The sequence below is a fragment of the Pseudomonas sp. A2 genome (genome assembly GCF_023100865.1).
Taxonomy (GTDB): domain Bacteria; phylum Pseudomonadota; class Gammaproteobacteria; order Pseudomonadales; family Pseudomonadaceae; genus Aquipseudomonas; species Aquipseudomonas asiatica.
This window is the reverse complement of sequence record NZ_CP039127.1, coordinates 2,478,383-2,502,873: the sequence shown is the minus strand read 5'-3', so window position 1 is coordinate 2,502,873 and position 24,491 is coordinate 2,478,383. Positions and strand designations below refer to the sequence as shown.

Sequence of the window (24,491 nt, the reverse complement as noted above, 5' to 3'; positions counted from 1 at the left end):
CGGCCTTGTGTCGCGATGGGCCGCAAAGCGGCCCCAGGATTCATGCGGTGCTGCTGAAATCCTGGGGCCGCCTTGCAGCCCATCGCGACACAAGGCCGCTCCTACACCGACCGCGCCGGGCTCAGAGGACTGGCTTGCGCGCCGCCCCGCTGCGGGCCTTGGCCATGGCCGCCAGGCGCACCGCAACGTTGGCCGCACCGTAACCGGCATACCCCCCCTTGCGCTGGATGATCTCGAAGAAGAAACGCTCTTCGAACGGCTCGGTATACACGTGGAACAGCTCGCCGCCCTGGGCATCGCGGTCGTACAGCACGTTGTAGTAGGCCAGTTCGCTGAGGAACTCGTCGTCGAAATCGAAACGCGCCGCCAGGTCGTCGTAGTAGTTCAGCGGGATCTCCAGCAACGGTACCCCGGCCAGTTTGGCCCGCGCCACTTCGCGGAAGATGTCGTCGCAATCGAAAGCGATGTGGTGCACGCCCGAACCACGATAGCTGGACAGCGCATGGGCGATGGCGGTGTTGCGGTTTTCCGAGATGTTCAGCGGCAGGCGCAGGGTGCCGCATTGGCTACGCAGCGCGCGGCTCTTGACCAGGCCGTACGGGTCCGGCAGCACTACTTCGTCATCGGCTTCGAAATCGAACAGGCTCTTGTAGAACAGCACCCAGCTGTCCAGCGACTCGGCCGGCAGGGCCAGGGCCATGTGGTCGATACGGCGCAGGCCGCCGGTGGCCGTGGCGTTCTTGTCCAGGCTGAAGTCGGTGTCGTACAGGGTCTGGCCGGCAGTGCCCTGCTCCACCAGGTACAGCAGGCTGCCATCTGGCGCACGAACTGCTGGCACTTCGCACTCGTTGGGCCCGACCAGGCCACGGAATGGCTGGCCACGGAAGGCGGTGGCGCGCTTCAGGGCGGCTTGCTGGTCCTTGACCCGCAGCGCGGTGGCGCACAGCGACGGCCCGTGGGCCTCGAAGAAGTTGTGGCCGAAGGAATAGGGTTCGGCGTTCAGCACAATGTTGATATCGCCCTGGCGCAGCAACTGCACCTCTTTGCTGCGGTGCTTGCCGGCATCGGCAAAGCCCAGGCGCTTCAGCCAGCTGCCCAGGCGCGCGCCGACGGCTTCGTCGACTGCAAACTCGAGGAACTCCACGCCGTCATAAGCACTGGCCGCCGGTGGGGTGAACAGCACACCGGGCTCGATCGAGGTACCTTCCTGCTCCAGGCGCAGGCGGGTGTGCTCTTCGAGATACAGCAGCGAACGCAGGCCGTCGGCGGCATTCTGCCGGGGCGGCGCGGCGCGGAAGCCGTCGTTGAAGATTTCCAGCGACAGCGGCCCACGGTAGCCGGTGGCAAGGATCGGCGCCAGGAAACCGGCCATGTCCATCTCGCCCTGCCCCGGGAAGCAGCGGAAGTGGCGGCTCCACTCCAGCACATCCATGGCCAGGATTGGCGCGTCGGCCATTTGCACGAAGAAGATCTTGTCGCCGGGGATATCGCGGATCGCGCTCGGGTCGCCCTTGAGCGACAAGGTGTGGAAGCTGTCGAGGATCACCCCGAGGGCCGGGTGGTCGGCCTGGCGCACCAGGTTCCAGACTTGCTGGTAGGTGTTGACGTGGCGGCCCCAGGCCAGGGCTTCGTAGCCAATGCGCAGGCCGCGTTTGCCGGCGTGCTCGGCCAGCAGGCGCAGGTCGTCGACCAGCAATTGCTCTTCACCCAGGGCATCGGCCTGGACGTTGCTGCATACCAGCACCAGGTCGGTGCCCAGTTCCTGCATCAGGTCGAACTTGCGCTCGGCGCGGTCGAGGTTCTTCTGCAGGCGGTCGCGGCGGCAACCCTCGAAATCGCGGAACGGCTGGAACAGGGTGATGGCAATACCCAGGTCGGCGCACATCTGCCGTACCTGGCGCGGGCTGCCGGCGTAATAGAGCAGGTCGTTTTCGAAGATCTCGACGCCGTCAAAACCGGCGGCGGCGATGGCTTCGAGCTTTTCCGGCAGGGTGCCGCTCAAGGACACGGTAGCGATCGAACGCTGCATGGCGGGAGTTCCTTGTTGTTAGAGGATCAAGGCCAGGGCAGGACCTGGAAAATCAGCGCCACAGTTCCTGGCACGATCGATTATTCGCAGGTAAAGTCGTCGCTTCAATCTCTTTGTACGGAATGGTTAGTTTTGCGTTCGATTATCGAACAAAACCGGTTTTAGCGAATTGCCAGCCCACTGGCCCGTGGTCAACATGAACCACAGACGCAGGCACACCGACCCTCGCCTCCTGCCTTGGCGAATCTCCGGCGGAACCTGTGCAAACAACAATAACAACGGAGACAACGATGGCTCACTCCAGCTCTCAAGCCAAGAAAGCGACTGCCAGTGGATGGATAGGCTCGGCACTCGAGTACTACGACTTCTTCATCTACGCCCAGGCTGCTGCGCTGATTTTCCCGCAGATCTTCTTCCCCAACACCGACCCGAAAATGGCCATCATTGCCTCGCTGGCCACCTACGGCGTGGGTTACCTGGCGCGCCCGGTCGGCGCCTTCGTGCTGGGCCACTGGGGTGACACCCGCGGCCGCAAGAACGTACTGCTGCTGTGCATGTTCCTGATGGGCCTGTCGACCATGGCCGTTGGCCTGCTGCCCACCTACCACGACATCGGCCTGCTCGCCCCGGCGTTGCTGGTGGTGCTGCGCCTGGTCCAGGGCTTTGCCGTGGCCGGGGAAATCTCCGGAGCCAGTTCCATGATCATGGAGCACGCACCGTTCGGTCGACGGGGCTACTACGCCAGTTTCACCTTGCAAGGCGTGCAGGCTGGCCAGGTGCTGGCGGCGGCAGTGTTCCTGCCACTGGCCTACTTCATGCCTAGCGAAGCCTTCAACGACTGGGGCTGGCGCATTCCGTTCCTGCTGAGCGCCTTCGTGCTGATCGCCGGCTTCATCATCCGTAAGGAAGTGCACGAAACCCCGGCGTTCGTGAAGGAAGAGAAGCAGGACAAGGTCGCCAAGTCGCCGATCAGCGAGGCCTTCCGCCACAGCTGGAAGCACATGGTGCTGGTGATGTTCATGGCCTTGATGAACGTGATCCCGGTGGTCGCCACCATCTTCGGTGCGGCCTACGCGGTGCAGCCGGCCTATGGCATCGGCTTCGACAAGAGCGTGTACCTGTGGATTCCGGTAGTCGGCAACATCGTTGCGGTGCTGGTGATTCCGTTTGTCGGCAACCTGTCCGACAAGATTGGCCGTCGCCCGACCATGATCGCCGGTTGCCTGGGCTCTGGCCTGCTGGCCTTCGTCTACCTGTATGCGATCAGCATCCAGAACGTACCGCTGGCGTTCGCCTCGTCGATCGTGATGTGGGGCATGGTGTACCAGGGTTACAACGCGGTGTTCCCAAGCTTCTACCCAGAGCTGTTCCACACCCGCTACCGTGTTTCGGCCATGGCCATCGCGCAGAACATCGGCACCATGCTGACCGCCATGCTGCCGGCGCTGTTCGCCCTGGTTGCCCCGCCTGGTTCGGACAACATCCCGTTGGTGGTTGGTAGCCTGGCGTTCTTCATCACCTGCGTGTGTGCTTTGGCAGCCTACATTGCACCGGAAACCCATCGCCTGGCGATGGAAGACCTGGGTAACCCCGATGCCAAGCCGATGGACAAGACCGCGTATGAAGCTAGCCGTAAAGGGAGCTTTCAGGCGGTGAGCAACTGAGATTGCAGGGGGCTGCTCTGCAGCCCTTTCGCCGGCAAGCCAGCTCCCACCTTGACCGCATAGGCTTCAAGTCTTGTGCGGTCCCTGTGGGAGCGGGCTTGCCCGCGAATGGGCCGCAACGCGGCCCCGGCAGTTTCAGCCCTTGACCACTTCCTGCAAGCGCGCCCAGAGCTGTTCGACATGCTCCCGCTCGGTCGGCAATGCGCCAATCGACACCCGCACCATCCACCGCCCATCCAGCGTCGCCGGCGTCACATAGGCATCCCCGGACGCATTCAGCCGTTCGGCCCAGCCCTTGGTATGCGCATCCAGCGCCTCCCCTTCCAGCCCCGCCGGCCGATGGCGAATGCACAACGTCTGCAACTGCACCGGCGCCAGCACCTCCCACTCCGCCGCCGCGCCGATTTGCCCGGCCAGCCACTGGGCATTGTCCAGATCACGCCGCAGCCGCGCCTGCAACGCCTCGACCCCCTCGCTGCGCAGCATGAACCACAGCTTCAATGCGCGGAACCGGCGGCCCAGCGGGATACCCCAGTCACGCAGGTTCTTCACCTCGCCGTCCACCGCCGACTGCAGGTAGCTGGGGTTGGTGCTCATCACCCGGATCAGGTGCTGTGGGTCGCGCACGTAGTAGATCGAGCAATCGAAGGCCACGCCCAGCCACTTGTGCGCGTTGACCACCAGCGAATCGGCCAGCTCGATGCCGTCCCACATCCAGCGGCATTCCGGCAGGATCATCGCCGAGCCGGCCATGGCCGAGTCCACATGCAGCCACAGGCCATGGGCCTGGGCGATCTCGCCGATCGGCCGCAGTGGGTCGAGGGCTGTGGTGGCGGTGGTGCCGGTGGTCGCGACCACCGCGCAAGGCTGGTTGCCAGCGGCCAGATCCTGCTCGATCGCAGCCTGCAGGGCCTCCGGGCGCAGAGCGTAGCGTTCGTCGGTCGGGATCAGGCGTATGTTGTCGCGGCCAAAACCGGCCAGCAATGCGGCTTTGTCCACCGAGCTGTGGGCATGGGCGCTGACATAGACGATCAGCGGCTTGGCCTGGGCTTGCAGGCCGCCGCGTACCAGTGCGTAGTCGCTGGCGCGTTCCCGTGCGCAGATCAGCGCCACCAGGGTGCTGGTGGATGCGGTGTCCTGGATCACCCCGCTCCATTGGCCAGACAGGCCGAGCAGCTGACGCAGCCAGTCGAGGGTGGTTTCCTCCAGCTCGCTCAGGGCCGGGCTGGACTGCCAGGAAAGGCCCAGCACGCCCAGGCCAGTGCTGAGGAAGTCACCGAGGACCGACGACAGGGTGCCATTGGAGGGGAAGTAGCCGTAGAAGTCCGGGTGCTGCCAATGGGACAGGCCGGGCATGACCAACTGGTTGACGTCGTCGAAGATCGCTGCGAAAGGCTCGCCTTGCCGGGGGGGCTGTGCAGGCAACGCAGCCTTGAGATAGCCGGGCTCAACCTGGGCCATGACCGGGCGCTCGCCGACGGATTGGCGGTAGTCGGCGATCAGGTCGATCAGTTGGTGGCCGTACTGGCGGAATTGTTCGGGGGTCACCTGGGGTCTCCTGTGGGGTTTTTCGCTGCCTGTGCCCGCGAAGAGGCCAGCGCAGGCAGCACAATGCCCCCAGTCTAGGCACCTGTCCTGAAGTGAATAACCCCGCTTCGCGCATACCTGCTATGGCAAACCCGCATGCCCACCCTGCACACCGAACTGCGACTGGCGCCACAACTCGAACACCCGGTTGCGCAACCAGCGGTGTTCGGCCGAGGCCTGCAGGCGCTGGTGCCACACCACCCAGTAGCGCTGGCTGTGGTCGATGAAGCCCAGCGGCCGCCAGGCCAGGTCATGCAGGCGGCACAGCTGCCGGGCGATGTGCTCGGGCACGGTGGCCAGCGCCTGGCTGTTGGCAATCACCTGCACGGTGGCCGAGAAGAACGGCACTTCCAGGCTGACCTGCCGTTGCAGGCCCTGGGCGCGCAAGTGGCGGTCGATGAAGCTGTCCTTGTCGCCTCCGCCGGAAATACGCACATGCTTGTGCGCCAGGTAGTCGGCCTGGCTGAGCGCACCGTGGGCAGCCAGCGGGTGGTCGTGGCGCATCAGGCACACTGCCCGGTCCTCGCCCAACAGCCGACCGTGCAGGTTGGGTGGCGACTCGTCGAACAAGGTGGTGGCCAGGTCGATCTCGCCGCTGGCCAGCAAGGCGTACTGGCCGGCCTGCCAGGTGCGGTACTCCAGCGATACTCCCGGCGCTTCGCGCTCCAGCGCCGCCACCAGCAGCGGCAGCATGTGCTCGGCCACATAGTCCGACGCGGCCAGACAGAAGCGCCGCTCGCAACGCGCCGGGTCGAACACCGCGGGCTGGCGCAGGGCGTGCAGCTCCTCGAGGACCTGGCGCAGGGGTTCGACCAGGGCTTCGGCGTGTTCGCTGAGCACGTAACCGCGGCCCTGGCGTACCAGCAAGGGGTCGTCGAAGGCTTCGCGCAAATGGGCCAGCTGGCGGCTGAGGGCGGACTGGCTGACGCCCAGGCGCTCGGCGGCGTGGCTGAGGTTCTTCAGCTGCAGCAGGTGGTCGAGGGTGCGCAGGTGGGCAAGGCTGAGGGAGGCGAAAGCGGGGTTCATCGGGGTTCGGCTCCAGACCGCTGGCGAGGGCTTTGCCCTCGTTTCGCGACACAAGGCCGCTCCTACATGGGTCATGCGTTCCCCTGTAGGAGCGGCCTTGTGTCGCGATGGGCCGCAAAGCGGCCCCAGAGAAGCAGATCAGTCAGTCAGACCAACATAAACGTTCTGCACGTCATCGTTCTCGTCGATGGCTTCGAGGAACGCTTCCACCTCGGCCAGCGCCTCGGCACTCAGGGTTGCCGCGCTCACCGGGTTCTTCGGGGTGTAGCCGATCTTCGCCGAGGTCACGGTGAAGCCGTGCTCCGGCAGGGCCTTCTGCACGGCGTCCAGGTCGGTGGTGTCGGTGATGAACAGGGTCGAACCCTCTTCGTCGCCGTCTTCAAAGTCCTGGGCACCGGCTTCGATGGCCGCCATTTCCGGGTCGGCGTCGCCGATCGGGGTGGCTTCGATCAGGCCGACATGGTTGAAGTCCCAGGCCACCGAACCGCTGGCACCCAGCTGGCCCTTGCGGAACAGCACGCGGATCTGCGCGACGGTGCGGTTGACGTTGTCAGTCAGGCACTCGACGATCAGCGGCACCTGATGCGGGGCGAAACCTTCGTAGCTTACCGCCGAGTACTGCACGGCATCGCCGTCCAGGCCCGCGCCCTTGCGGATTGCGCGCTCCAGGGTCTCGCGGGTCATCGAGGCCTTCTTGGCCTGCTCGATGGCCAGGCGCAGGCGTGGGTTCATGTCCGGGTCGGCGCCGGATTTGGCGGCGATCTGGATCTCTTTGGACAGCTTGCCCATGATCTTGCCTTTGGCGTTGGCCGCGGCTTCTTTATGTTTGGCTTTCCACTGTGCGCCCATGTCGACTCTCTTGTTTCAGCGGCCGGTTCAGGAAGCGACCGGCCAAAAGTGGGTGCAGTTTATACGCCCTCTGGCCTGTATTCGACAAGAAATCTCATCAGCCTTTATCGGCTTTGCCCGCCGCCGCCGCGAACCGCGCCAACCGCACATCCAGCCTCCGCGGCCGCTGCCCACGGTCCTCTGCCCGCTCCTTGCGGCGGATGGCATTGCGCACCATCAGCGAGCCCAGGTAGCGAATCGGCTCGGGCGGGAACAGCCCCAGCGGCCCCTTGACCAGCGGCGAACGGGTCCATGGGTTGTCCAGCCCCAGCGCCAGCGACGACAGAATCTGCCCGCCCATGTGGCACGGCCCGACGCCGCTGCCGGAGTAACCAAAGCCGTAGAACACGTTGCCCTGCCCGTTCAGCCGGCCAAAGAACGGCAAACCGGTCACCGAGCGGTCGGACGGCCCGTTCCAACTGGCCGCCAGCGGCACTTGCGCCAGCGCCGGGAAGAACCCGCCCAGGCTTTCACGCAGCAGCGGCCGGTACGGCGACGGCTGGTCGAACACCGGCAGCATGCGCCCGCCATAGGCGAAGGTATTGCCGCCCTTGCCGAGCATCAGCCGACCATCGGAGGTGTTGTGGTAGTAATGCACGAAAATCCGCGAATCGAGCACGCTGATGCCACTGTCCAGGCCGACCTGGTGCAGCAGCTCGGGGCAAGGTTCGGTGATCACCATGTCGCTGGAAACAATCGCCACGCTGCGCTCGAACTGCGGGAAAGCCCGCGCCATCCAGGCATTCAGGCCCAATACCACGCGGTCGGCGCGCACCGTGCCATGGGCCGTGCGCACCTGCACCGGGGCGCCGTGCTCCAGGCCGGTCATGGCGGTGCCCTCATGGATGCGCACGCCACGCTGCAAGGCCACCCGGCGCAGGCCGCGCACCAGCTTGCCCGGCTGCACCGTGGCCGCGGCCGGCGAGAACCAGCCTTCCAGGTGCCGCGCCGAACCCGCCAGGCGCTGCACCTGCGGCAGCGGCAGGCGGCGAAACGAATTGATCCCCTTTTGCTCCAGCGCAGCGATCACCGCGTCGGTGGCGCCGACCTGCGCGGCGTTGGTGGCGGTGTACAGCGTGCCATCCAGGCGGTAGTCGCAGTCGATGCCATTGGCCGCGCAGAACGCGCCGATCTCACCGATGCTGCGCTCCGACTCACGCACCAGGCGCACCGCCTCGGCCACCCCGAACAACCGCTCGAGGGTGAAGTACTTGGCCGACCACGACAACGCACAGCCACCATTGCGGCCACTGGCACCGGCACCGCAGATATCGGCCTCGATCAGCACGATATCCAGGGCCGGCACCGCTTCCTTGAGCATCAGTGCGGTCCACAGGCCGGTATAGCCGCCGCCGACGATGCATACATCGCAACGGGCATCGCCTTGCAGCGGCGGGCACACCGCCTCTTGCGCCGAATCCAGGGCCTGTTGCAGCCAGAAGGGTCTCATTCGCTCGCTTTCCTTTCAGGTACGCAGTGGCTTGATTGCCATGCTGGTATTCGGTGCCACGTCGGTGCTTTGCGCAGCGCTGGCTGGGCGGCTGTTCCAGTGCGGCAGCAGCACCAGCGCCGAGAACAGCGCGCAGCCGGCAAACACGATGAACACCGTGACGCCATCGAAGTACCCCGGCAGCAGCCCGCCCAGCACCGCCCCCACCGAGCCGCAGCCGTTGACGAAGCCTGCTGCGGTGGCACCGGCCTTGGCGGTGCCGAAGTCGATGGCCGCGGCACCGCTGATCATCGAATCCGGCCCGTACAGGGTCAGGCCCATGACGAACAGCAGGGCCACCACCAGGATCACGCTGCCGGTGTGCATGGCCGCCATGAATGCCGCCAGTGCCACGGTCAGCAGCACCAGGCTGATGACACAGGCCGGCATGCGCCGGGCGCCGAACAGCTTGTCGGAGGCCAGGCCGATGATGATCGGGCCGAGCAGCCCGGCCAGTTCGAAGGCTGTCGGGATGATCGCTGCCCCCACCTTGCCCACCGAGGGCATCTGCTCGAAGACGATCACCGGCCCCCACAGCAGGATGGCGTAGCGCGCCGGTTTCAACAGGAAGTACGCCAGCCCCAGGGTCAGCACCGTGCGGTTGCGCATGATCTCCTTCAGTGGCGCCCACACGCTGCACAGGTTGCCGGCCGGGGCCATGCTCTGCGGCTCGGGCTCCACCGCCGGCAGGCCGACGTCTTCAGGTTTGTTGCGCTGCAGGAAGAAGAACAGCACGGCCACCAGTGCCACCACCGCGGCACTGGAGAAGAACGCCGCGTGCCAGGTACCGACCAGGGTATAGGCCCACCAGCCGGCGAACGGCGAGGCCACCAGGCCGCCGAAGGCATAGCAGGAGCTCCACAGGCCCAGCACCCGCCCACGCTGCGACGCCGGGAAGAAGCTGCCGATGTTCTTGCACAACCCGGCCCAGCCGGTGGATTGCGCCAGGCCCTGTACCAGCATGCAGGTGGCGAAGATCGGGAATGTGGCGTAACTGCCCATCACCACCGCCGCAACAGCAGAAATCAGCAGGCCGCCGAGCACCACCACGCGTGGGCCAAAGCGGTCGGCAAGCATGCCCCAGGTGAACTGGCCCACGGCGTAGGCGGCCAGGTAGATGGCGTCAAGGTTGGCCATGGCGGCCTTGTCGAGCATGAAGTCGGGGTCTTCACCGATGCCCAGCTTGGCCACCGAGAAGGCCTTGCGGGTGAAGTAGAAGGCGGCGTAGGCCAGCCAGGTAATGGCGAAAATCTGGATACGCCAGCGTTTGAACGCGGCTAGGGATTGGTTCATGTAAGTCTGACCTCTTGCTTGAGTGTGCCGGCAGAATGTGAAGAAACGCCTGTCTTGTTCTTGTGTTACGCACAGCGATGACGAGGCTGTCATCGGGTCAGATGGCGCCGTTTGGGTGCCATGGCCCTGGCGGCACTTGTGGTGCCAGCGTCGGGCTGACATGCATGGAAACAGTTGCGCTAAGATAAATAAAATCGATTTATCGTATTTCACACATAAGCCCAGCTTGTTACTGAGGTCGTCATGTCGGTTTCCCACGCACAACTCAAGGCCTTCCACGCCGTGGCGGTGCACGGCAGCTTTACCCGCGCCGCCGAAAAGCTGTTTCTTACCCAGCCCGCGGTGTCGGACCAGGTGCGCAAACTGGAGGAGCGCTTCGGCGTCTTGCTGTTCCACCGCAACAAGCGTTCGGTGCAGCTCACCGACCTCGGCGAACGCCTGCTGGGCATCAGCCAGCGCCTGTTCGCCTGCGAGGCCGAGGCCCATGAACTGCTGCAGGATTCGCGTGCGCTGCACACCGGCAGCCTGGTGCTGGCGGTGGACGCGCCGGTGCACGTGCTGCCGCAGATCGCCCGCTTCTGCCAGCGCTACCCGGGCATCCAGGTCAAGATCGAGACCGGCAACACCGACGAGTCGCTGGCCCGGCTGTTCAGCTACCAGGCCGACCTGGCCCTGCTGGGGCGGGACGTCGACGATGAGCGGCTGCACTGCCTGCCGCTGCGCCGCGACCCGATGGTGGCGTTTGTCTCGCACCAGCACCCCTGGGCCAGCCGCGGCGCGATCAGCCTGGCGGATCTGGACGATACGCCGCTGGTGCTGCGCGAGCCCGGGTCGGTGACGCGGCAGACGCTGGAAGAAGAAATGCAACGGGCCGGGCTGCGGATTCGCCCGGCGATCCAGGTGGAAGGCCGGGAAGCGGCGCGGGAAGCGGTGGTGGTGGGGATTGGTGTGGGGGTGGTGTCGGCGGCGGAGTTTGGTGCGGATGCGCGGGTGTGCGCGTTGCCGATCGTCGATTGCCAGCGGCACCTGACCGAGACACTGGTGTGCCTGAGCGAGCAGCGCACGCGGCGGGTGGTGGCGACCTTCCTGCAGATGGTGGAGGAAGGGTTGTAAGCCTGTGCCGGCCCTTTCGCAGCACAAGGCTGCTCCTACAGGATTATCGCACTCCCCCTGTAGGAGCAGCCTTGTGCTGCGAAGAGGCCAGCACAGGCAACCCAACTATGCTGGGATAACCTCAACCCTCGGCACACAACCAATGCTCTACCGCCTTGCCGCCGACACCCTGGTCCTGTTGCACCTGCTCTTCATCCTGCTGGTGCTGTTCGGCGGCCTGCTGGTACTGCGCTGGCGCCCTGCCCTGCTGCTGCACCTGCCGGCGATGGCCTGGGGCCTGGCGGTGGAATGCCTGCACCTGGGCTGCCCGTTGACCACCTGGGAAAACCGCATGCGCAGCGCGGCTGGTGACGCGGGCTATCAGGGCGGCTTCGTCGAACACTATATCTGGCCGTTGATCTACCCCGCCGGGCTGACACCGCACATCCAGCTGCTGCTGGGCACTTTCGTGCTGCTGCTCAACCTCGGCGTCTACGGTTACGTGGCCTGGCGCTGGCGCCGCCCTAGCGGGTAGCGATCACGAACAGCCGCGGGAACGGCAACAGCACCTTGCCATCGGTGGCCGGCGGGTAGTCGCGCTGCATCGCCTGCAGGTACATCTGCAGGAAATCCGTCTGCTCCTGGGGATCCAACCGCGCCAGGTACGGTCGCAAGGCCGAACCCTTGAACCATTCCACCACGGCTTCGGCACCGCCGGCCAAAGGGTGATGATAGGTGGTACGCCACACATCCACCCGCGCGCACAACGGGCTGAGCAGATCGTAATAGAACGCCGCGTTGTGCCGTGGCGGCAGCTGGAAATCAGCGAACTTCGCCGCCCAGGGGCCCTGGCTGGCGATTTCGCGCAGTTGCCGGTGGGCCGGCTCATCGAGGTTGTCCGGGGTCTGCACGGCCAGGCTGGCACCTTCGCTCAGCTGGCGCACCAGGTGCGGGTACAGCGAGGCGTGGTCGGGAACCCACTGTAACGAAGCATTGGCCAGGATCAGGTCCTGCGGCTCGGGGGCGGACCAGCCGGCAATGTCAGCGATGACTGTGCGCACGCGGGGGATGCACAGCCGTTTGCGCTCGCGGGCCTTGTCGATCATGTCCGGGTCGCTGTCCAGGGCCGTCACCTGGGCATCCGGGTAACGTTGCAGCAGCACCTCGGTGGAATTGCCAGGGCCACAGCCCAGGTCGGTGGCGTGGCGTACCGGGCGTGCCGGTACAGCGGCCAGCAGGTCACGCACCGCGCGGGTACGCTCGTCTTCGAACTGCGAATACTGGGTGGCGGACCAGGCCATGTGAAGCTCCTTTGGGCGGGCAATGTGTTCAGCATATGCCATGTAACAGGCGGCCATATACCCCTGGCCCAATAACGCAAAACGGCCGGGTCCCCCAGGGAGCCGGCCGTTTCGAGAAGCAGTGATGCTTAGTGCTGCTTGCCAGTACGGATCTGGTGCACTACACCCATCGCCACCACGATTGCCGCGGCGATACCGGTGGAGATCACCAGGATCTGGTAGTCAGGCATGAAGGCCATGGTTACCAGGGCGGCCACGATGAACGCGATAACCAGGTAGGTCAGCCATGGGAACAGCCACATCTTCAGGCGTACTTCCTTGCCTTCGGCAACCAGCTTGCGGCGCATGCGCAGCTGCGAGAAAGCAATCACCAGGTACACCAGCAGGGCGATCATGCCGGTGGTGTTCATCAGGGTTTCCAGCACGTCTTTCGGGCGCAGGGTCTCGCTGAAGTTGATCAGCGCACACACCACGGCCACGGCGCACGAACCCATGATCGCGTACACCGGTACACCGGTGCCGGCGCGGGTGATCTTGAAGAACGACGGCGCGTCGCCACGCTGGGCCAGGGAGAACAGCATGCGCGAAGCGGTGTAGTGGCCCGAGATCAGGCAGCTGCTCACCGAGGTCAGCACCACGAAGTTCATCAGCAGCTCGGCATATGGCACGCCCAGCAGCTCCAGGGTGCGGCGGTAGGCGCCATAGCCGGAAACGCCCAGGTGCGGATCGTTCCACGGTACCAGGCAGACGATCAGGAAGATCGAACCCACGTAGAACAGGCACACACGCCAGACCACCGAGTTGGTCGCCTTGACGATCTGCGCAGCCGGGTCCTTGGCTTCGGAAGCGGCGATGGTGACGATTTCCGCACCGAGGAAGGCGAACATCACCCCTAGCAGGGCACCGATCACGGTGGTGATGCCATTGGGCATGAAGCCTTCGGCGGTGAGGTGGCTGATGCCACGCACTTCACCGAACTGCCAGATGTTCAGCACGGCAGCGGTACACACGATCAGGAAGCAGACAATCGCGATCACCTTGATCAAGGCGAACCAGAACTCGAACTCACCGTAGTGCTTGACGTTGAAGAAGTTGACAGTGATCAGCAACAGGGTCGTGGCCAGCACGAACACGTTGACGCTGACGTCGGGGAAGAAACCATGCAGGATCTTGCCCGCCACATAAGCTTCCCAGGCCATAAGGATGACCCAGTACCACCAGTACAGCCAGCCGATGGTGAAACCGGCCCAACGGCCGATGGCGCGATCGGCGTAGGTGGAGAACGAACCGGTGTCTGGCGAGGAAGTCGCCATTTCACCCAGCATGCGCATGATCAGTACCACCAGGATGCCGCCTGCCAGGTAGGCCAGCACAGCAGCTGGGCCGGCGCTGTGAATCACGCTGCCGGAACCGACGAACAAGGCGCCGCCGATAACCCCGGCGATCGACATCATCGTCAGGTGGCGCGACTTGAGCGAGGCACTGAGCTTGCTCTCATGCCCGCTTTTCGCGGTGGTGGTTGTGGATGTTGCGTCCATCAGTTGTGTACCCCGTGCTTCTTTTTATCCAAGGAAAACTGTGAAACCCCGATGGCTGGCGGTTTCACGTACATCAGTGCTAATGCGCGCAGGATGGTGTGAGCGAACACACGCAGGCCTTCCATGGCGGCCTGCTGACGCGCCCCAGGGCAGGCGCCTGGAGCGAACTGAACATGCTTTAGGTGGCGATATCTGACACCTAATGTAAAAATGTCCGACGCAGAGAGCCATGCACAGTGGCATGAAACTCGCACTGCACTGTACAGGTCGCCCTTGCAATACACCTTGCAAACGCCGGGCGATACGCAACCTGAAGGCCCAAATGTTCGAATTACATCCAGACTCCTCGACCCCGCTGGTGAACCAGATCATCGACGGGCTGCGCGAGCTGATCGACAACCAGACCCTCAAGCCAGGCGCCAAGGTCCCCTCGATCCGCGCCTTTGCTGCGAGCTACTCGGTGAGCACCTTCACCGTGGTCGAGGCCTACGACCGTCTGGTCGCCCAGGGCCTGCTGGTGAGCCGGGGCAATGCGGGGTTCTTCGTCAACCGCGCGGCGGGCGAATTGCTCGACCCGCACAACGCCGAGGCCGACACCAGTCGACCAACGTTCAACTCCGAGTGGTACCTGCAGCAGATCTTCGAAATCCGCCAATTGCCGTTCAAGCCCGGGTGCGGCTGGCTGCCCAACGACTGGATGTATGAAGACGGCCTGCGCCGCGGCCTGCGCCAGGTGGCCGGCAGCCCGCTGGAGCTGTCGGGCTACGGCGACCCCATGGGCCTGATGGAGCTGCGTGCACTGACCGCACAGAACCTGCAGCAGGAACTGTCGATCGTTGCCAACCCGGCGCAGCTGATGCTTACCCATGGCGCCAGCCAGGCCCTGGACCTGGCCGCGCGCACCCTGGTGCGCCCGGGCGACGTGGTGTTGGTGGACGACCCCGGTTACCCCAACCTGATGAGCATCCTGCGTACCCAGGGCGCGACCCTGGTCGGCGTGCCGCGCACACCGGCCGGCTACGACCTGAACCAGCTGGAACAGTTGCTCACCCACCACCGCCCCACTGCATTCTTCACCCAGCCGCACCTGCACAGCCCGACCTGCTCGCGCACGCCGCTACCGCAGCTGCACCGCCTGCTGCAACTGGCCAGTCAGCACGGTTTCCGCCTGGTGGAGAACAACCTGTATGCCGACATGGTCGCCGAACCGCAGCCGTGCCTGGCCAGCCTCGACCACCTGCAGCAGGTGGTGTACGTGGGCAGCTACTCCAAGAGCATTTCGCCCAATGTGCGGGTCGGCTACATGCTGGCCAACCCCGAGCTGATGCAGAAGCTGCTGCACCTGAAGATGCGCTCGGGCCTGACCACCTCGCAGGTGATGGAGCGCGTGGTGTATGCCGCGATCATCGACGGGCGCTGGCGCAAGCACCTCAAGCGCCTGCGCCAGCGGCTGGCCGAGGCGCACCAGGAAGTTGGCCGGCATCTGCATCGGTTGGGCTTCGAGCTGTTCATCGAGTCGGATGAAGGGATGTATATCTGGACCCGCCACCCGGCGATTCCAGACAGTGCGGCGTTGCTGGATGATGCGCTGGAGAAAGGCATCATGCTCGGGCCTGGGCAGTTGTTCATGGTCGATGCCAAAGCGACCGGGTGGATGCGGTTCAACGTGGCGTTCAGTACCGAGCCGGCGATGTGGGAGTTGCTGGAGAAGGTGTTGGTGAAGCATGTGCGGCGGGGTGGGATGTAACGGATTGCGGGGTGTTCGCCACAACACTTTCAGCGCCTGAGAGATCGAGCGCCGCCCGCGCGGCGCTTCGCAGCACAAGGCTGCTCCTACATCTGTTTCGGGCCAGTCACTCCTGTGAGGTCACCTCTGCCCGCCTTGTTTGTTCCATTCGATATCGAAGGTTGCTTTGCTGCTTTTCATCCATCTCCAGTCATGCACCAAGGCTGCAACCCACCAGGCACAGGAATAATTGGCCTGAAACAGATGTAGGAGCAGCCTTGTGCTGCGAAGCGCCGCGCGGGCGGCGCTCGATCTCATAGGCGCTGAAACTGTCATGGCAAGCACCTGTCAGCCCCGCCCCTCCTTATCGCCAGTCCGCCTTGTCGGCAAAAAACGCCTGCGCGTTCGCCTCCAGGCTTTCCAGGTGATACCCCCCTTCCTGCACGATCAGGCACGGCAAGCGCATCGCCCGAATCCGCTCGCCCAATTCCGCAAACCCTTCAGTCGTCACCGCCACCTTGCTCTGCGGGTCGAGTTCGTAGATATCGAACCCCAGCGACAACAACAGCACCTCGGCGCCAAAGTCCTTCACCGCCGCCAGCGCGATCTCCAGCTGGCCCATGAAGTCCGCTTCGCTAGCCCCATGCGCCATCGGCAAGTTGAGGTTGTACCCCTCCCCCGCACCGCTGCCACGCTCGTCCGCGAACCCGGCCACACCCGGGTAGAAATTGGTGGGGTCGCCATGTACCGACACATACAGCACATCCCGGCGGTCGTAGAAAATTTCCTGAATCCCCTGCCCGTGGTGCATGTCGGTATCGAGGATGGCCACGCGGCTGTAGCGGCTGCGCAAGGCCTGGGCAGCGACAGCGGCGTTGTTGAGGTAGCAGAAACCACCGGCCGCATCGAAGCGCGCATGGTGGCCTGGCGGCCGGCACAGGGCATAGGCCGCCGGCTCGCCGTCGAGAATGGCCTTGGCACCGGCCACTGCGCTTTGCGCAGACCAATAGGCCGAGCGCCAGGTGTGTTCGCCTACAGGGCAGCTGCCGTCAGCCAGGTAGCGCCCGGCCTGGGCGAGGATGCCGCGCAAGGCGTTGGGTTCACGCACGAAGATGTTGGACATGACCTCGTCGCCCCAGTCCTCGGGCACTTCCTTCCAGCGCGCATGGGCCTCTTCGAGGAAGGCCAGGTAGGCCTCGCCGTGCACTGCCTTGAGCGGTTCGAGGCCGGCGTCCTCCGGCTGACGGATGTCGAAGCCCAGATCCCTGGCCGCCTGCAGCAGGCGCTGGGCGCGTTCGGGGACTTCCTGCGGGGTGCGCATGGCGCCGCGCGAGTAGTAGCTGCGTGGGTGGTGCAGCAGTTGTTCGGGGTGGAAGTAGCAACGCATCAGGCTTCTCCTTGTTCGACAATGCCCGCGCGGGCCAGCACGGCATTGAGCAGTACATCGGCACCCTGGCGGGCGTCGTCGGGCAACACGTCTTCGGCTTCGTTGTGGCTCAAGCCGCCGACACAGGGGATGAACACCATGGCGGTCGGGCAGTAGCGGGCCAGCAGGATGGCGTCGTGGCCGGCGCCGCTGACGATCGACTGCTGGGCATAGCCGAGGCCATCCACCGCCTGCTGCACGGCGGCTACGCAATCGGCATCGAATGGCGTGGCCGGGCTTGTCCAGTGGCGCTCGATACGCACCTGCAACCCGCGTTGATTGGCGATGGCTTGCAGCTTCAAAGTCAGCTCGCGTTCCATCGCCTCGATGGCTTCGTCCCGGTGATGACGCAAGTCGACTGTGAACTGCAGCAGCCCCGGAATGGTGTTGCGCGAGGACTTGGCGATGGACAGTTCACCCACCGTGGTCAGGCCTTCAGGGGCAAAATCGGCAGCCAGTTGCTCGACTGCCTGGATCATCCGCGCGGTGCCATACAGGGCATCCTTGCGCAGTGGCATCGGCGTGGTACCGGCGTGCGCGGCCATGCCTTCGACCGTGACGTCGAGCCATCGGATAGCCTGCCCGCCGCTGACCACGCCGATGGCCTTGGCGTTGTCTTCAAGGATCGGGCCTTGCTCGATGTGGGCCTCGAAATAGGCATCGACCTGGCCACCCAGCGGGCGCCGGCCGGCGTAACCGGTGCGCTGCAGTTCGTCGGCGACGCTGATGCCATCGGCATCGCGAATGGCCAGCGCTTCGTCCAGCGCCAGGGTACCGGTGAACACCGCCGAACCGAACATGGCCGGGGTGAAGCGGGCGCCCTCCTCGTTGGTCCATACGGCGATCTCCAGCGGCTTGCGCGTCTGGATGTTCAGGTCATTGAGCCGGCGCACCACTTCAAGGCCTGCCAGCACACCGTAGACGCCATCGAAACGGCCGCCCTCAGGTTGGGTGTCGAGGTGGCTACCCATCATCACCGGCGCTGCATCGGGGTCGCTGCCAGCGCGGCGGGCGAACAGGTTGCCGATGGCATCCACAGTCAGCGTCAGGCCGGCTTCGCGGCACCAGTGGCTGAACAGTTCACGGCCAGCCTTGTCCTCGTCGCTCAGGGCCAGGCGGCAGCTGCCGCCACGGGCGGTAGCGCCGATTTCGGCCATGGCCATCAGGCTCGCCCACAGGCGTTCGCCATTGCTTTTCAACATGTGCGGGTACTCCAGAAAAAAGCGGTTCGATCAGGCCAGTTCCAGGCGCTGGCTGCGGGCGTACTGGCGCGCCAGGGCGAGCACGCAGACCAGCGAAATGGTGGCGATCAGGGTGTAGAACACCGCCATCGGCCACCATTGGCCGGTGAAGGTGTGGGCCAGCCAGGTACCGATCAGCGGGGTCAGGCCGCCCGCGATGGCGCCGCAGACCTGGTAGGCCAGGGATATGGCGGTGTAGCGCACACGGGTGTCGAACATGCCGCTGACATAGCCGGCGATCACCGCGTAGAACGACGCCATGCACGCTGCGGCCAGGGCGATGCCGAGCACGATCAACGGGCCCTGGCCCGAGCTGACCAGCACGAACATCGGGTAAGGCGAGGCCATCGCCAGCAACGCGACCAGGGCCAGGAAGCGGGTGGCGCCGATCTTTTCCGATAGCCAGGCGGCCAACGGCTGCACGCAGAACTGGATGATCGCCACGAAGAACAGGCATTCCAGGATCAAGGAGCGCTCCAGGTGCAATTGCGTGGTGGTGTAGCTGATCATGAAGGTGTTGGTGAAGTAGACCCCGGCAATACCCAGAGTATTGGCACCGATGCACAGCAACAGCGGGCGCCAGGCCGTGCGCAGCACTTCGAATACCGGGGCCTGCTCCTTGCGCCGGGCCTTTTCCGCCTGCTCGCGGCTGGCGATGAACTCGGGCGACTCATTCACCCCCAGGCGAATCGCCAGGCCCACCAGCAGCAACAGCGCGCTGGCCAGGAACGGCACGCGCCAGCCCCAGTTCATCAGGTCTTCTTCCGGCAGGCGGGTGACCGCGCCGAAGGCCAGCAGCGACAGGATCAGGCCCGCCGGGCTGCCCAGCTGGGCGAACGAAGCGAAGAAGTTGCGCCGGCCCTTGGGTGCATGCTCACCGGCCATCAGCACCGCCCCGCCCCACTCGCCGCCCACGGCAATGCCCTGGACGATGCGCAGCAGGATCAGCAGTACCGGCGCGGTGGCGCCGATTTGTGCGTAGGTCGGCAGCAGGCCGATGCCCACGGTGACGATGCCCATCATCAGCAAGGTGATGACCAGCGACTTCTTACGGCCGATACGGTCGCCCACATGGCCGAAGACGATGCCCCCCAGCGGCCGGGCGAAGAAGCCGACGGCGAAGGTGCCGAACGCTGCCATGGTGCTGAACAGGCTGTTGTCGGAGGGGAAGAACAGCGCGCCGAACACCAGGGCGGCGGCGGTGGCGTAGATGTAGAAGTCATACCACTCGATCATGGTGCCGATGAACGCGGCGGCGGCGGCACGGCGTGGCTGGGGGGAAGCGGTGGGCTTCATGGGGGCTCCTTTGCTTGTTGTTCTGGCAGGAGTTGTCAGGGGCACGGTGGCGCTCTTGTGGCGCTTGGCCTGTTGGTCTGGTGTCAGCTTCTTCGCGGGTAAACCCGCTCCCACAGGGATTGCACAAGGTCTGCAAGCGCTGCAGTACCTGTGGGAGCGGGTTTACCCGCGAAGAAGCCAACACCGATTCGGCAGGCCTCGATATCTGCGATTTATCGGCCCGGGGCTATGATTAGTCAATTTTCTATTTATTATTCGAAATATTAGCCTTGCTTATTATCGAGCCCTGCCATGCCCGACCGTCTGCTCAACGACCGCCTCGACTGGAACCTGCTGCGCACCTTCCGGGTCATCGGCCAGGAGCTGTCCATCAGCCGTGCTGCCGCCCGCCTGCACCTCACCCAGCCGGCAGTGAGCCAGGCGCTCAAGCGCCTTGAAGAACAGCTTGGCCGCCAACTGATCGCCCGCCGCGGGCCGCGCTTCGTGCTGACGGAAATGGGCGAGCAGCTGTTCCAGCTGGCTGGCGAGGTCTATGGGCAGATGTCGCAGATCGGCGGCTTGTTGGAGCAGCCGGCGGACGAACTGGTGGGCAAGGTACGCCTGCTGATGATCAGCCGTATCGTCAACGAACACTTCGACGACTTCCTCGCCGACTTCCACCGCCAGCACCCGCGGGTGGAGCTGGAGATCGACGTGATGCGCAGCTCCGACATCGTTGCCGCCCTGCAGGAAAAAACCGCCACGGCGGGCCTCAGCCTTAACCGGCGTGCGCAGCCACGGCTGGAGCAACGGTTGTTCCTGCGCCAGCGCTATGCGTTCTTCTGTGGCAAGCACCACGCATTATTTGGCCAGGACGAGGGCGATCTGCAGCGCGAGAACTTCGTCAGTTTCACCAGTGACCAGATTGGCGGCATGCTGTCGCCACTGACCATTTTCCGCGACCAGCAGGGGTTTGCCGGGCGGATCGTGGCCTCGTCACCAAGCCTTGAGGAGGTACGCCGGCTGGTGATTGCCGGGTTTGGCATAGGTTGCCTGCCCGAGCATGTGGTAGCGCCGGATGTAGACGCCGGGTTGCTGTGGAAGCTGCCGCCGCAGGAAGGGATTGCCGATGTGGATATCCACCTGTTGTGGAACAGGGAGCAGCGCTTCAGCCGCGCGGAAGAGGTGTTTATCGAGGCGTTGCAGCACAGCCTTGACTGAACGCAGAGCTGGGGTCGACGAGCACTGGACACGATAGTGGCCAATTAGTAGCATCCAGACCAACTGAACATTACGGACAATCTCAGTCATGGATCGAGCTACCGGGGTCATTCGACGCCCTATTCATCACCCCATCCGCCCCTTGATCACTTGGGAAGAAGCATGGAAGGGGCCCGACGAGGGCTTGATCCGCTGCTGGGAGATTGGCCGTGAGCGGGCTCTGGCCCAGCCAGAACTTGCCCGGCACTGCGCCGATGGCGCGCTCCCGGTGCTAGGTTGGAAAGGTGGCCATGATCGCGCATTGAAGAAACCGATGAAGTACGGTTCGTTCAAGTACCTGGCGCAATGGCAGGGCCTTCGCGGCGAGGATCTGTTCATCGATACGCGAACAGAGCTTACCCTGACCTGTAATCACACCGGCATGCTGACAACGTTCACACCGGACCAGGAAAAATACGCCAACGCTGTGATGCTGATGGAATAGCAACGAGGAACAGAGGGATGGCTACACCGTTGATGATGTTTACCGCTTCTGAGCGGATCGATACACCTCGCTACGCTCGCGCTTGCCAACCGATACCACCACTACAACGATACGCTCGTCCTCGACTCGATAGACGAGGCGATATCCAGAGGCCTTGAGCTTGATTTTGTAGTGGTTCGGCAGGTCACGCAGCGCGTCGGCCTGTACCTTGGGTGACTGCAGGCGCTCGGCGAGTTTTTTCTTGATCTGTTCGCGCACGGTGTGGCCTAGCTTGCCCCACTCTTTCAGTGCCGAAGGCAGGAATTCGAGTTTATAGGTCATCCAGGGATACCGGTACGCCTTTTTCACCCAACCTCGACTTGGCCAGTTCGCTCAATTCGAGATCTTCCAAGCGTTCCATCATGGCCTCGTACAGTTCGGCCGGCACCATGTAACCCATCACGCGGTTGTGATTGAGCACAGCGACGGGCATACCCGCAGCGCCGGTCATCACCGCGGATGGGTTCTTTTTCAGTTCCGACACGCTTACGGCCACGTCAGCGAATATGTTTTGCATGTTTGCACCCTCAATAGAGAGCCATATTTTGGTCCATATATAGGACACAAACAAGTCGTCACTGCTCAAGCACAGAGGTGAGACACGTCAGGCGAAATGCCGTGTTTGGGGGAGATCGCCCAGCCCTTTGAATCCACCGCGGCGCATGGCACCGGCTGCGCCGGTGTTCGCGGCTAAAGCCGCTCCCACAGGGTCCCTGCTAACTCAATGAGTCACTTGCAGTTCCATGAGGAGCGATCGGGGTCAGGCTGTTGCCAGTGCCGGGTAGTCGGTCAGGCCATGGGCATCACCACCGAACAGCGTGGCCCGTTCGTGCTCGGCCAGGGGCGCATTCAGCTTCAGCCGCGCCGGCAGGTCCGGGTTGGCCACGAATGGCCGGCCGAAGCCGACCAGGTCAGCCCAGCCCTCCTCCAGCGCGCGCCGTGCACGTTCGCCGGTGTATTTGCCGGCATACACCATCACCCCGGGGAACACCGCCCGCAGCTGTTGCTTGAAGTCCACCGGCATGTCCGGCGCGTCATCCCAGTCTGCTTCGGCAATGTGCAGGTAGCCGATGCCGATGTCGCCCAGGCGCTTGGCCGCTGCGGTATAGGTGGTGACCGGGTCGGCGTCGACACAGCCATTGAGCGTGGTCAGCGGCGCCAGGCGTACGCCTACGCGCTGGGCGTCGCCGGCGCCTTCGACCAGCGCACGGGTGACCAGGTCGAGGAAACGCAGGCGGTTTTCCAGCGAACCGCCGAAGCGGTCGGTGCGGTCGTTGGCGCCGGAATCGAGGAACTGGTTGACCAGGTAACCGTTGGCCGCGTGCAACTCGACACCATCAAAACCGGCGGCCATGGCGTTGCGCGCAGCCTGGCGGTATTGCTCGATGATCTCGGCAATTTCCGCTTCGCTCAACGCGCGTGGCTTGGAAGCCTGGACAAAGCCTGGCGTGCCGTCGGCATTGTCGATGAACACATTCACGCCTTCGGCCTGCATCGCCGAGGACGACACCGGTGCCTGGCCACCAAGCAGGCTGCTGTGGCTGAGGCGGCCGACGTGCCAGAGCTGGGCGAACATGCGCCCGCCCGCGGCATGCACAGCCTCGGTGACCAGGCGCCAGCCGTCGATCTGCGCCTGGGTGTGGATACCCGGGGTGCGGGCGTAACCCTTGCCCAGTGGCGAGATCCAGGTGCCTTCACTGACGATCAGCCCGGCACTGGCGCGTTGTGCGTAGTACTCGGCCATCAGCGCGGTCGGTACATCGCCAGGCTGGGCAGCGCGGGAGCGGGTCATCGGCGGCATCAGCACGCGGTTGGGCAGGTTAAGGGCGCCGAATTGCAGGGGTTGGAACAGTGGATCTTGAGCCATTGCGAGCATCTCCGTAAGGCGAATCAGGGGTCAGGCGCGGCTGACGACAGGTTGTGACTGGGCAGGTACGCGGCGGTCGAGGCGGCCGCTGTACAGGGTCAGGGCCAGGGCACCGAGGGTGACCAGCGCGGCAATCCATGGGGTGTGGCCGAGGCCGAGTTGTTGCACCACCTGGGCACCGCCCCAGGAGCCACCGGCCACACCCAGGTTGAAGGCGGCGATGTTGAAACCGGCCGCCACGTCGACTGCGTCGGGGGCGACCTTTTCCGCCTGCTGCACCACGTACACCTGCAGGCCCGGCACATTGCCGAAGGCCACCGCGCCCCAGGCCAGTACGGTGATTACCACCAGTACCGGATGCGGCGCGGTGAAGGTCAGCGCCAGCAGCACCACGGCCAGCAGCAGGAAGATGATCGACAGTGCCTTGACCGGGCCTTTGCGGTCGGCCAGGCGGCCGCCCCAGATGTTGCCCAGGGCAACCGAAAAGCCGTAGGCGAGCAGCACCAGGGCGACGCTGTTGGCGCCGAAGCCGGCGATGTCCTGCAGGATCGGGGCAAGGAAGGTAAAGGCGATCAGCGAGCCGCCGTAACCCACGGCAGTCATGGCATACACCAGCAGCAGGCGCGGTTGCAGCATCACCCGCAGTTGGCGCAGCAGCGGTGCCGGCTGGCTGTGCTGGATGCGCTTGGGCACGAACACCAGTGCGCCGAGCAGCGCTACCAGGCCGAAGGCAGCCACCACCAGGAAGGTCACGCGCCAGCCGAAGTGCTGGCCGATGAAGGTACCCAGCGGGATACCGGTGACGAAGGCCACGGTCATGCCACTGAACATGGTGGCGATGGCGCTGGCGGCTTTTTCTTTCGGCACCAGGCTGGTGGCGATGATCGAGCCCACCGAGAAGAACACCCCGTGGGCCAGGCCGGTGAGGATGCGCGCCATGATCAGCGATTCGTAGCTGGGCGCCTGCCAGGCCACCAGGTTACCGGCTGTGAACAGCGCCATCAGGCCGACCAGCAGCAGCTTGCGCGGGACGCGGCCGGTCATGGCGGTGAGCAGGGGCGCGCCGATGGCGACGCTGAGGGCGTAAAGGCTTACCAGCAGGCCGGCCGAAGGCAGTGTCACTGCCAGGTCATTGGCGATGGTCGGGATGAGGCCGACGATCACGAACTCCGTGGTGCCGATGGCGAAAGCCGCCAGGGTCAGGGCTAACAAGGCGAGAGGCATTTGAGAATCACCTGTGGAAGGTTGGGATGGGTGGATTCTCGGGGGGACGTGGGGACGGGAAAAAGATGGGCGCGGGACAAT

At 64.5% G+C, this 24,491-nt stretch carries 21 protein-coding genes and 1 pseudogene; 6 read left to right on the top strand and 16 right to left on the bottom strand.

Annotation, left to right across the window (positions count from 1 at the left end; all coding sequences use genetic code 11):
• Positions 1 to 121 precede the first annotated feature (121 nt).
• Positions 122 to 2,029 (bottom strand): 3-dehydroshikimate dehydratase QuiC, encoded by a 1,908-nt coding sequence (gene quiC / locus E5221_RS11680; protein WP_038409298.1) that lies wholly within the window; start codon positions 2,027 to 2,029, stop codon positions 122 to 124.
• A 290-nt stretch (positions 2,030 to 2,319) separates the two neighbouring features.
• Between quiC and E5221_RS11675 the strand changes: the two genes are divergently transcribed.
• Positions 2,320 to 3,693: an MFS transporter gene (locus E5221_RS11675; RefSeq protein WP_013972058.1), complete on the top strand. Its 1,374-nt coding sequence runs from the start codon at positions 2,320 to 2,322 to the stop codon at positions 3,691 to 3,693.
• A gap of 135 nt (positions 3,694 to 3,828) precedes the next feature.
• Here E5221_RS11675 and E5221_RS11670 read toward each other — a convergent pair whose 3' ends face one another.
• The 5 genes and pseudogenes from E5221_RS11670 to E5221_RS11650 form a co-directional block, all read right to left on the bottom strand.
• Complete coding sequence (locus tag E5221_RS11670; protein WP_247847470.1) at positions 3,829 to 5,241, bottom strand: DOPA decarboxylase; 1,413 nt, start codon at positions 5,239 to 5,241, stop codon at positions 3,829 to 3,831.
• Between the two features lie 120 nt (positions 5,242 to 5,361).
• Positions 5,362 to 6,306 carry a LysR family transcriptional regulator gene (locus E5221_RS11665; RefSeq protein ID WP_015269948.1) on the bottom strand — a complete coding sequence of 315 codons (945 nt, stop codon included), beginning with the start codon at positions 6,304 to 6,306 and terminating at the stop codon, positions 5,362 to 5,364.
• Positions 6,307 to 6,444: 138 nt separating this feature from the next.
• The gene (locus E5221_RS11660) at positions 6,445 to 7,155 is read right to left on the bottom strand and encodes a YebC/PmpR family DNA-binding transcriptional regulator (RefSeq protein WP_123084949.1); all 711 of its coding nucleotides are present in this window, start codon (positions 7,153 to 7,155) and stop codon (positions 6,445 to 6,447) included.
• Between the two features lie 97 nt (positions 7,156 to 7,252).
• The gene (locus tag E5221_RS11655) at positions 7,253 to 8,644 is read right to left on the bottom strand and encodes an FAD-dependent oxidoreductase (RefSeq protein WP_247847468.1); all 1,392 of its coding nucleotides are present in this window, start codon (positions 8,642 to 8,644) and stop codon (positions 7,253 to 7,255) included.
• Positions 8,645 to 8,728: 84 nt separating this feature from the next.
• Positions 8,729 to 9,976 (bottom strand): annotated as a pseudogene (locus E5221_RS11650) (MFS transporter); the annotation flags it as partial.
• 243 nt (positions 9,977 to 10,219) lie between these two features.
• On the opposite strand from E5221_RS11650, the gene E5221_RS11645 reads away from it, so the two are divergent.
• Complete coding sequence (locus E5221_RS11645; RefSeq protein WP_013972053.1) at positions 10,220 to 11,089, top strand: LysR substrate-binding domain-containing protein; 870 nt, start codon at positions 10,220 to 10,222, stop codon at positions 11,087 to 11,089.
• Positions 11,090 to 11,231: 142 nt separating this feature from the next.
• On the top strand, positions 11,232 to 11,603 hold the full coding sequence (locus tag E5221_RS11640; protein WP_247847467.1) for a DUF2784 domain-containing protein: 372 nt from the start codon (positions 11,232 to 11,234) through the stop codon (positions 11,601 to 11,603).
• Here E5221_RS11640 and tam read toward each other — a convergent pair.
• The 3 genes from tam to E5221_RS28800 form a co-directional block, all read right to left on the bottom strand.
• Complete coding sequence (gene tam, locus E5221_RS11635) at positions 11,593 to 12,369, bottom strand: trans-aconitate 2-methyltransferase (protein ID WP_082810535.1); 777 nt, start codon at positions 12,367 to 12,369, stop codon at positions 11,593 to 11,595. The two genes, E5221_RS11640 and tam, sit on opposite strands and share 11 nt — an antisense overlap.
• 128 nt (positions 12,370 to 12,497) lie before the next feature.
• Entirely contained in the window at positions 12,498 to 13,907 is a 1,410-nt protein-coding gene (locus E5221_RS11630) for an amino acid permease (RefSeq protein WP_013972050.1), read from the bottom strand.
• Positions 13,907 to 14,032 (bottom strand): hypothetical protein, encoded by a 126-nt coding sequence (locus E5221_RS28800; RefSeq protein ID WP_023661944.1) that lies wholly within the window; start codon positions 14,030 to 14,032, stop codon positions 13,907 to 13,909. The genes E5221_RS11630 and E5221_RS28800 overlap by 1 nt, the downstream gene beginning before the upstream one ends.
• A gap of 197 nt (positions 14,033 to 14,229) precedes the next feature.
• Here E5221_RS28800 and E5221_RS11625 point away from each other — a divergent pair, with 197 nt between their 5' ends.
• Positions 14,230 to 15,654: a PLP-dependent aminotransferase family protein gene (locus E5221_RS11625; protein ID WP_039613366.1), complete on the top strand. Its 1,425-nt coding sequence runs from the start codon at positions 14,230 to 14,232 to the stop codon at positions 15,652 to 15,654.
• Between the two features lie 343 nt (positions 15,655 to 15,997).
• On the opposite strand, the gene E5221_RS11620 is transcribed toward E5221_RS11625, so the two are convergent.
• Genes E5221_RS11620 through E5221_RS11610 form a run of 3 tightly spaced genes read right to left on the bottom strand, consistent with a single transcriptional unit; the run spans position 15,998 to position 19,596 of the window.
• A complete protein-coding gene (locus tag E5221_RS11620) occupies positions 15,998 to 17,020 on the bottom strand; it encodes a histone deacetylase family protein (RefSeq protein ID WP_247847466.1) in 1,023 nt (340 codons plus the stop codon).
• A complete protein-coding gene (locus tag E5221_RS11615) occupies positions 17,020 to 18,261 on the bottom strand; it encodes a Zn-dependent hydrolase (RefSeq protein WP_015269941.1) in 1,242 nt (413 codons plus the stop codon). Before E5221_RS11615 ends, E5221_RS11620 begins: the two co-directional genes overlap by 1 nt.
• Before the next feature lie 30 nt (positions 18,262 to 18,291).
• Complete coding sequence (locus tag E5221_RS11610; protein WP_247847465.1) at positions 18,292 to 19,596, bottom strand: MFS transporter; 1,305 nt, start codon at positions 19,594 to 19,596, stop codon at positions 18,292 to 18,294.
• 291 nt (positions 19,597 to 19,887) lie between these two features.
• Here E5221_RS11610 and E5221_RS11605 point away from each other — a divergent pair, with 291 nt between their 5' ends.
• On the top strand, positions 19,888 to 20,796 hold the full coding sequence (locus tag E5221_RS11605; RefSeq protein WP_013972045.1) for a LysR family transcriptional regulator: 909 nt from the start codon (positions 19,888 to 19,890) through the stop codon (positions 20,794 to 20,796).
• 88 nt (positions 20,797 to 20,884) lie between these two features.
• Positions 20,885 to 21,280, top strand: coding sequence for a hypothetical protein (locus tag E5221_RS11600; RefSeq protein WP_023662326.1), 396 nt, complete (start codon positions 20,885 to 20,887; stop codon positions 21,278 to 21,280).
• A 39-nt stretch (positions 21,281 to 21,319) separates the two neighbouring features.
• On the opposite strand, the gene E5221_RS11595 is transcribed toward E5221_RS11600, so the two are convergent.
• The 4 genes from E5221_RS11595 to E5221_RS11580 form a co-directional block, all read right to left on the bottom strand.
• The gene (locus E5221_RS11595; RefSeq protein WP_003259987.1) at positions 21,320 to 21,601 is read right to left on the bottom strand and encodes a type II toxin-antitoxin system RelE/ParE family toxin; all 282 of its coding nucleotides are present in this window, start codon (positions 21,599 to 21,601) and stop codon (positions 21,320 to 21,322) included.
• Positions 21,591 to 21,836: a type II toxin-antitoxin system Phd/YefM family antitoxin gene (locus E5221_RS11590; RefSeq protein WP_013972043.1), complete on the bottom strand. Its 246-nt coding sequence runs from the start codon at positions 21,834 to 21,836 to the stop codon at positions 21,591 to 21,593. Before E5221_RS11590 ends, E5221_RS11595 begins: the two co-directional genes overlap by 11 nt.
• 243 nt (positions 21,837 to 22,079) lie before the next feature.
• Positions 22,080 to 23,186, bottom strand: coding sequence for an alkene reductase (locus E5221_RS11585; protein WP_247847463.1), 1,107 nt, complete (start codon positions 23,184 to 23,186; stop codon positions 22,080 to 22,082).
• 30 nt (positions 23,187 to 23,216) lie between these two features.
• Positions 23,217 to 24,410, bottom strand: a complete 1,194-nt coding sequence (locus E5221_RS11580; RefSeq protein ID WP_247847462.1) for an MFS transporter — start codon at positions 24,408 to 24,410, stop codon at positions 23,217 to 23,219.
• Positions 24,411 to 24,491 lie beyond the last annotated feature (81 nt).

Bases quoted from the DNA above. Each gene is read 5' to 3' on its own strand.
- E5221_RS11630 (WP_013972050.1), bottom strand. From the start codon at position 13,907: ATGGACGCAACATCCACAACCACCACCGCGAAAAGCGGGCATGAGAGC.
- E5221_RS11660 (WP_123084949.1), bottom strand. From the start codon at position 7,155: ATGGGCGCACAGTGGAAAGCCAAACATAAAGAAGCCGCGGCCAACGCC.
- E5221_RS11625 (WP_039613366.1), top strand. From the start codon at position 14,230: ATGTTCGAATTACATCCAGACTCCTCGACCCCGCTGGTGAACCAGATC.
- quiC (WP_038409298.1), bottom strand. From the start codon at position 2,029: ATGCAGCGTTCGATCGCTACCGTGTCCTTGAGCGGCACCCTGCCGGAA.
- E5221_RS11675 (WP_013972058.1), top strand. From the start codon at position 2,320: ATGGCTCACTCCAGCTCTCAAGCCAAGAAAGCGACTGCCAGTGGATGG.
- E5221_RS28800 (WP_023661944.1), bottom strand. From the start codon at position 14,032: ATGGAAGGCCTGCGTGTGTTCGCTCACACCATCCTGCGCGCATTAGCA.
- E5221_RS11620 (WP_247847466.1), bottom strand. From the start codon at position 17,020: ATGCGTTGCTACTTCCACCCCGAACAACTGCTGCACCACCCACGCAGC.
- E5221_RS11605 (WP_013972045.1), top strand. From the start codon at position 19,888: ATGCCCGACCGTCTGCTCAACGACCGCCTCGACTGGAACCTGCTGCGC.
- E5221_RS11655 (WP_247847468.1), bottom strand. From the start codon at position 8,644: ATGAGACCCTTCTGGCTGCAACAGGCCCTGGATTCGGCGCAAGAGGCG.
- E5221_RS11600 (WP_023662326.1), top strand. From the start codon at position 20,885: ATGGATCGAGCTACCGGGGTCATTCGACGCCCTATTCATCACCCCATC.
- E5221_RS11595 (WP_003259987.1), bottom strand. From the start codon at position 21,601: ATGACCTATAAACTCGAATTCCTGCCTTCGGCACTGAAAGAGTGGGGC.
- E5221_RS11585 (WP_247847463.1), bottom strand. From the start codon at position 23,186: ATGGCTCAAGATCCACTGTTCCAACCCCTGCAATTCGGCGCCCTTAAC.
- E5221_RS11590 (WP_013972043.1), bottom strand. From the start codon at position 21,836: ATGCAAAACATATTCGCTGACGTGGCCGTAAGCGTGTCGGAACTGAAA.
- E5221_RS11640 (WP_247847467.1), top strand. From the start codon at position 11,232: ATGCTCTACCGCCTTGCCGCCGACACCCTGGTCCTGTTGCACCTGCTC.
- E5221_RS11610 (WP_247847465.1), bottom strand. From the start codon at position 19,596: ATGAAGCCCACCGCTTCCCCCCAGCCACGCCGTGCCGCCGCCGCCGCG.
- tam (WP_082810535.1), bottom strand. From the start codon at position 12,369: ATGGCCTGGTCCGCCACCCAGTATTCGCAGTTCGAAGACGAGCGTACC.
- E5221_RS11615 (WP_015269941.1), bottom strand. From the start codon at position 18,261: ATGTTGAAAAGCAATGGCGAACGCCTGTGGGCGAGCCTGATGGCCATG.
- E5221_RS11665 (WP_015269948.1), bottom strand. From the start codon at position 6,306: ATGAACCCCGCTTTCGCCTCCCTCAGCCTTGCCCACCTGCGCACCCTC.
- E5221_RS11645 (WP_013972053.1), top strand. From the start codon at position 10,220: ATGTCGGTTTCCCACGCACAACTCAAGGCCTTCCACGCCGTGGCGGTG.
- E5221_RS11580 (WP_247847462.1), bottom strand. From the start codon at position 24,410: ATGCCTCTCGCCTTGTTAGCCCTGACCCTGGCGGCTTTCGCCATCGGC.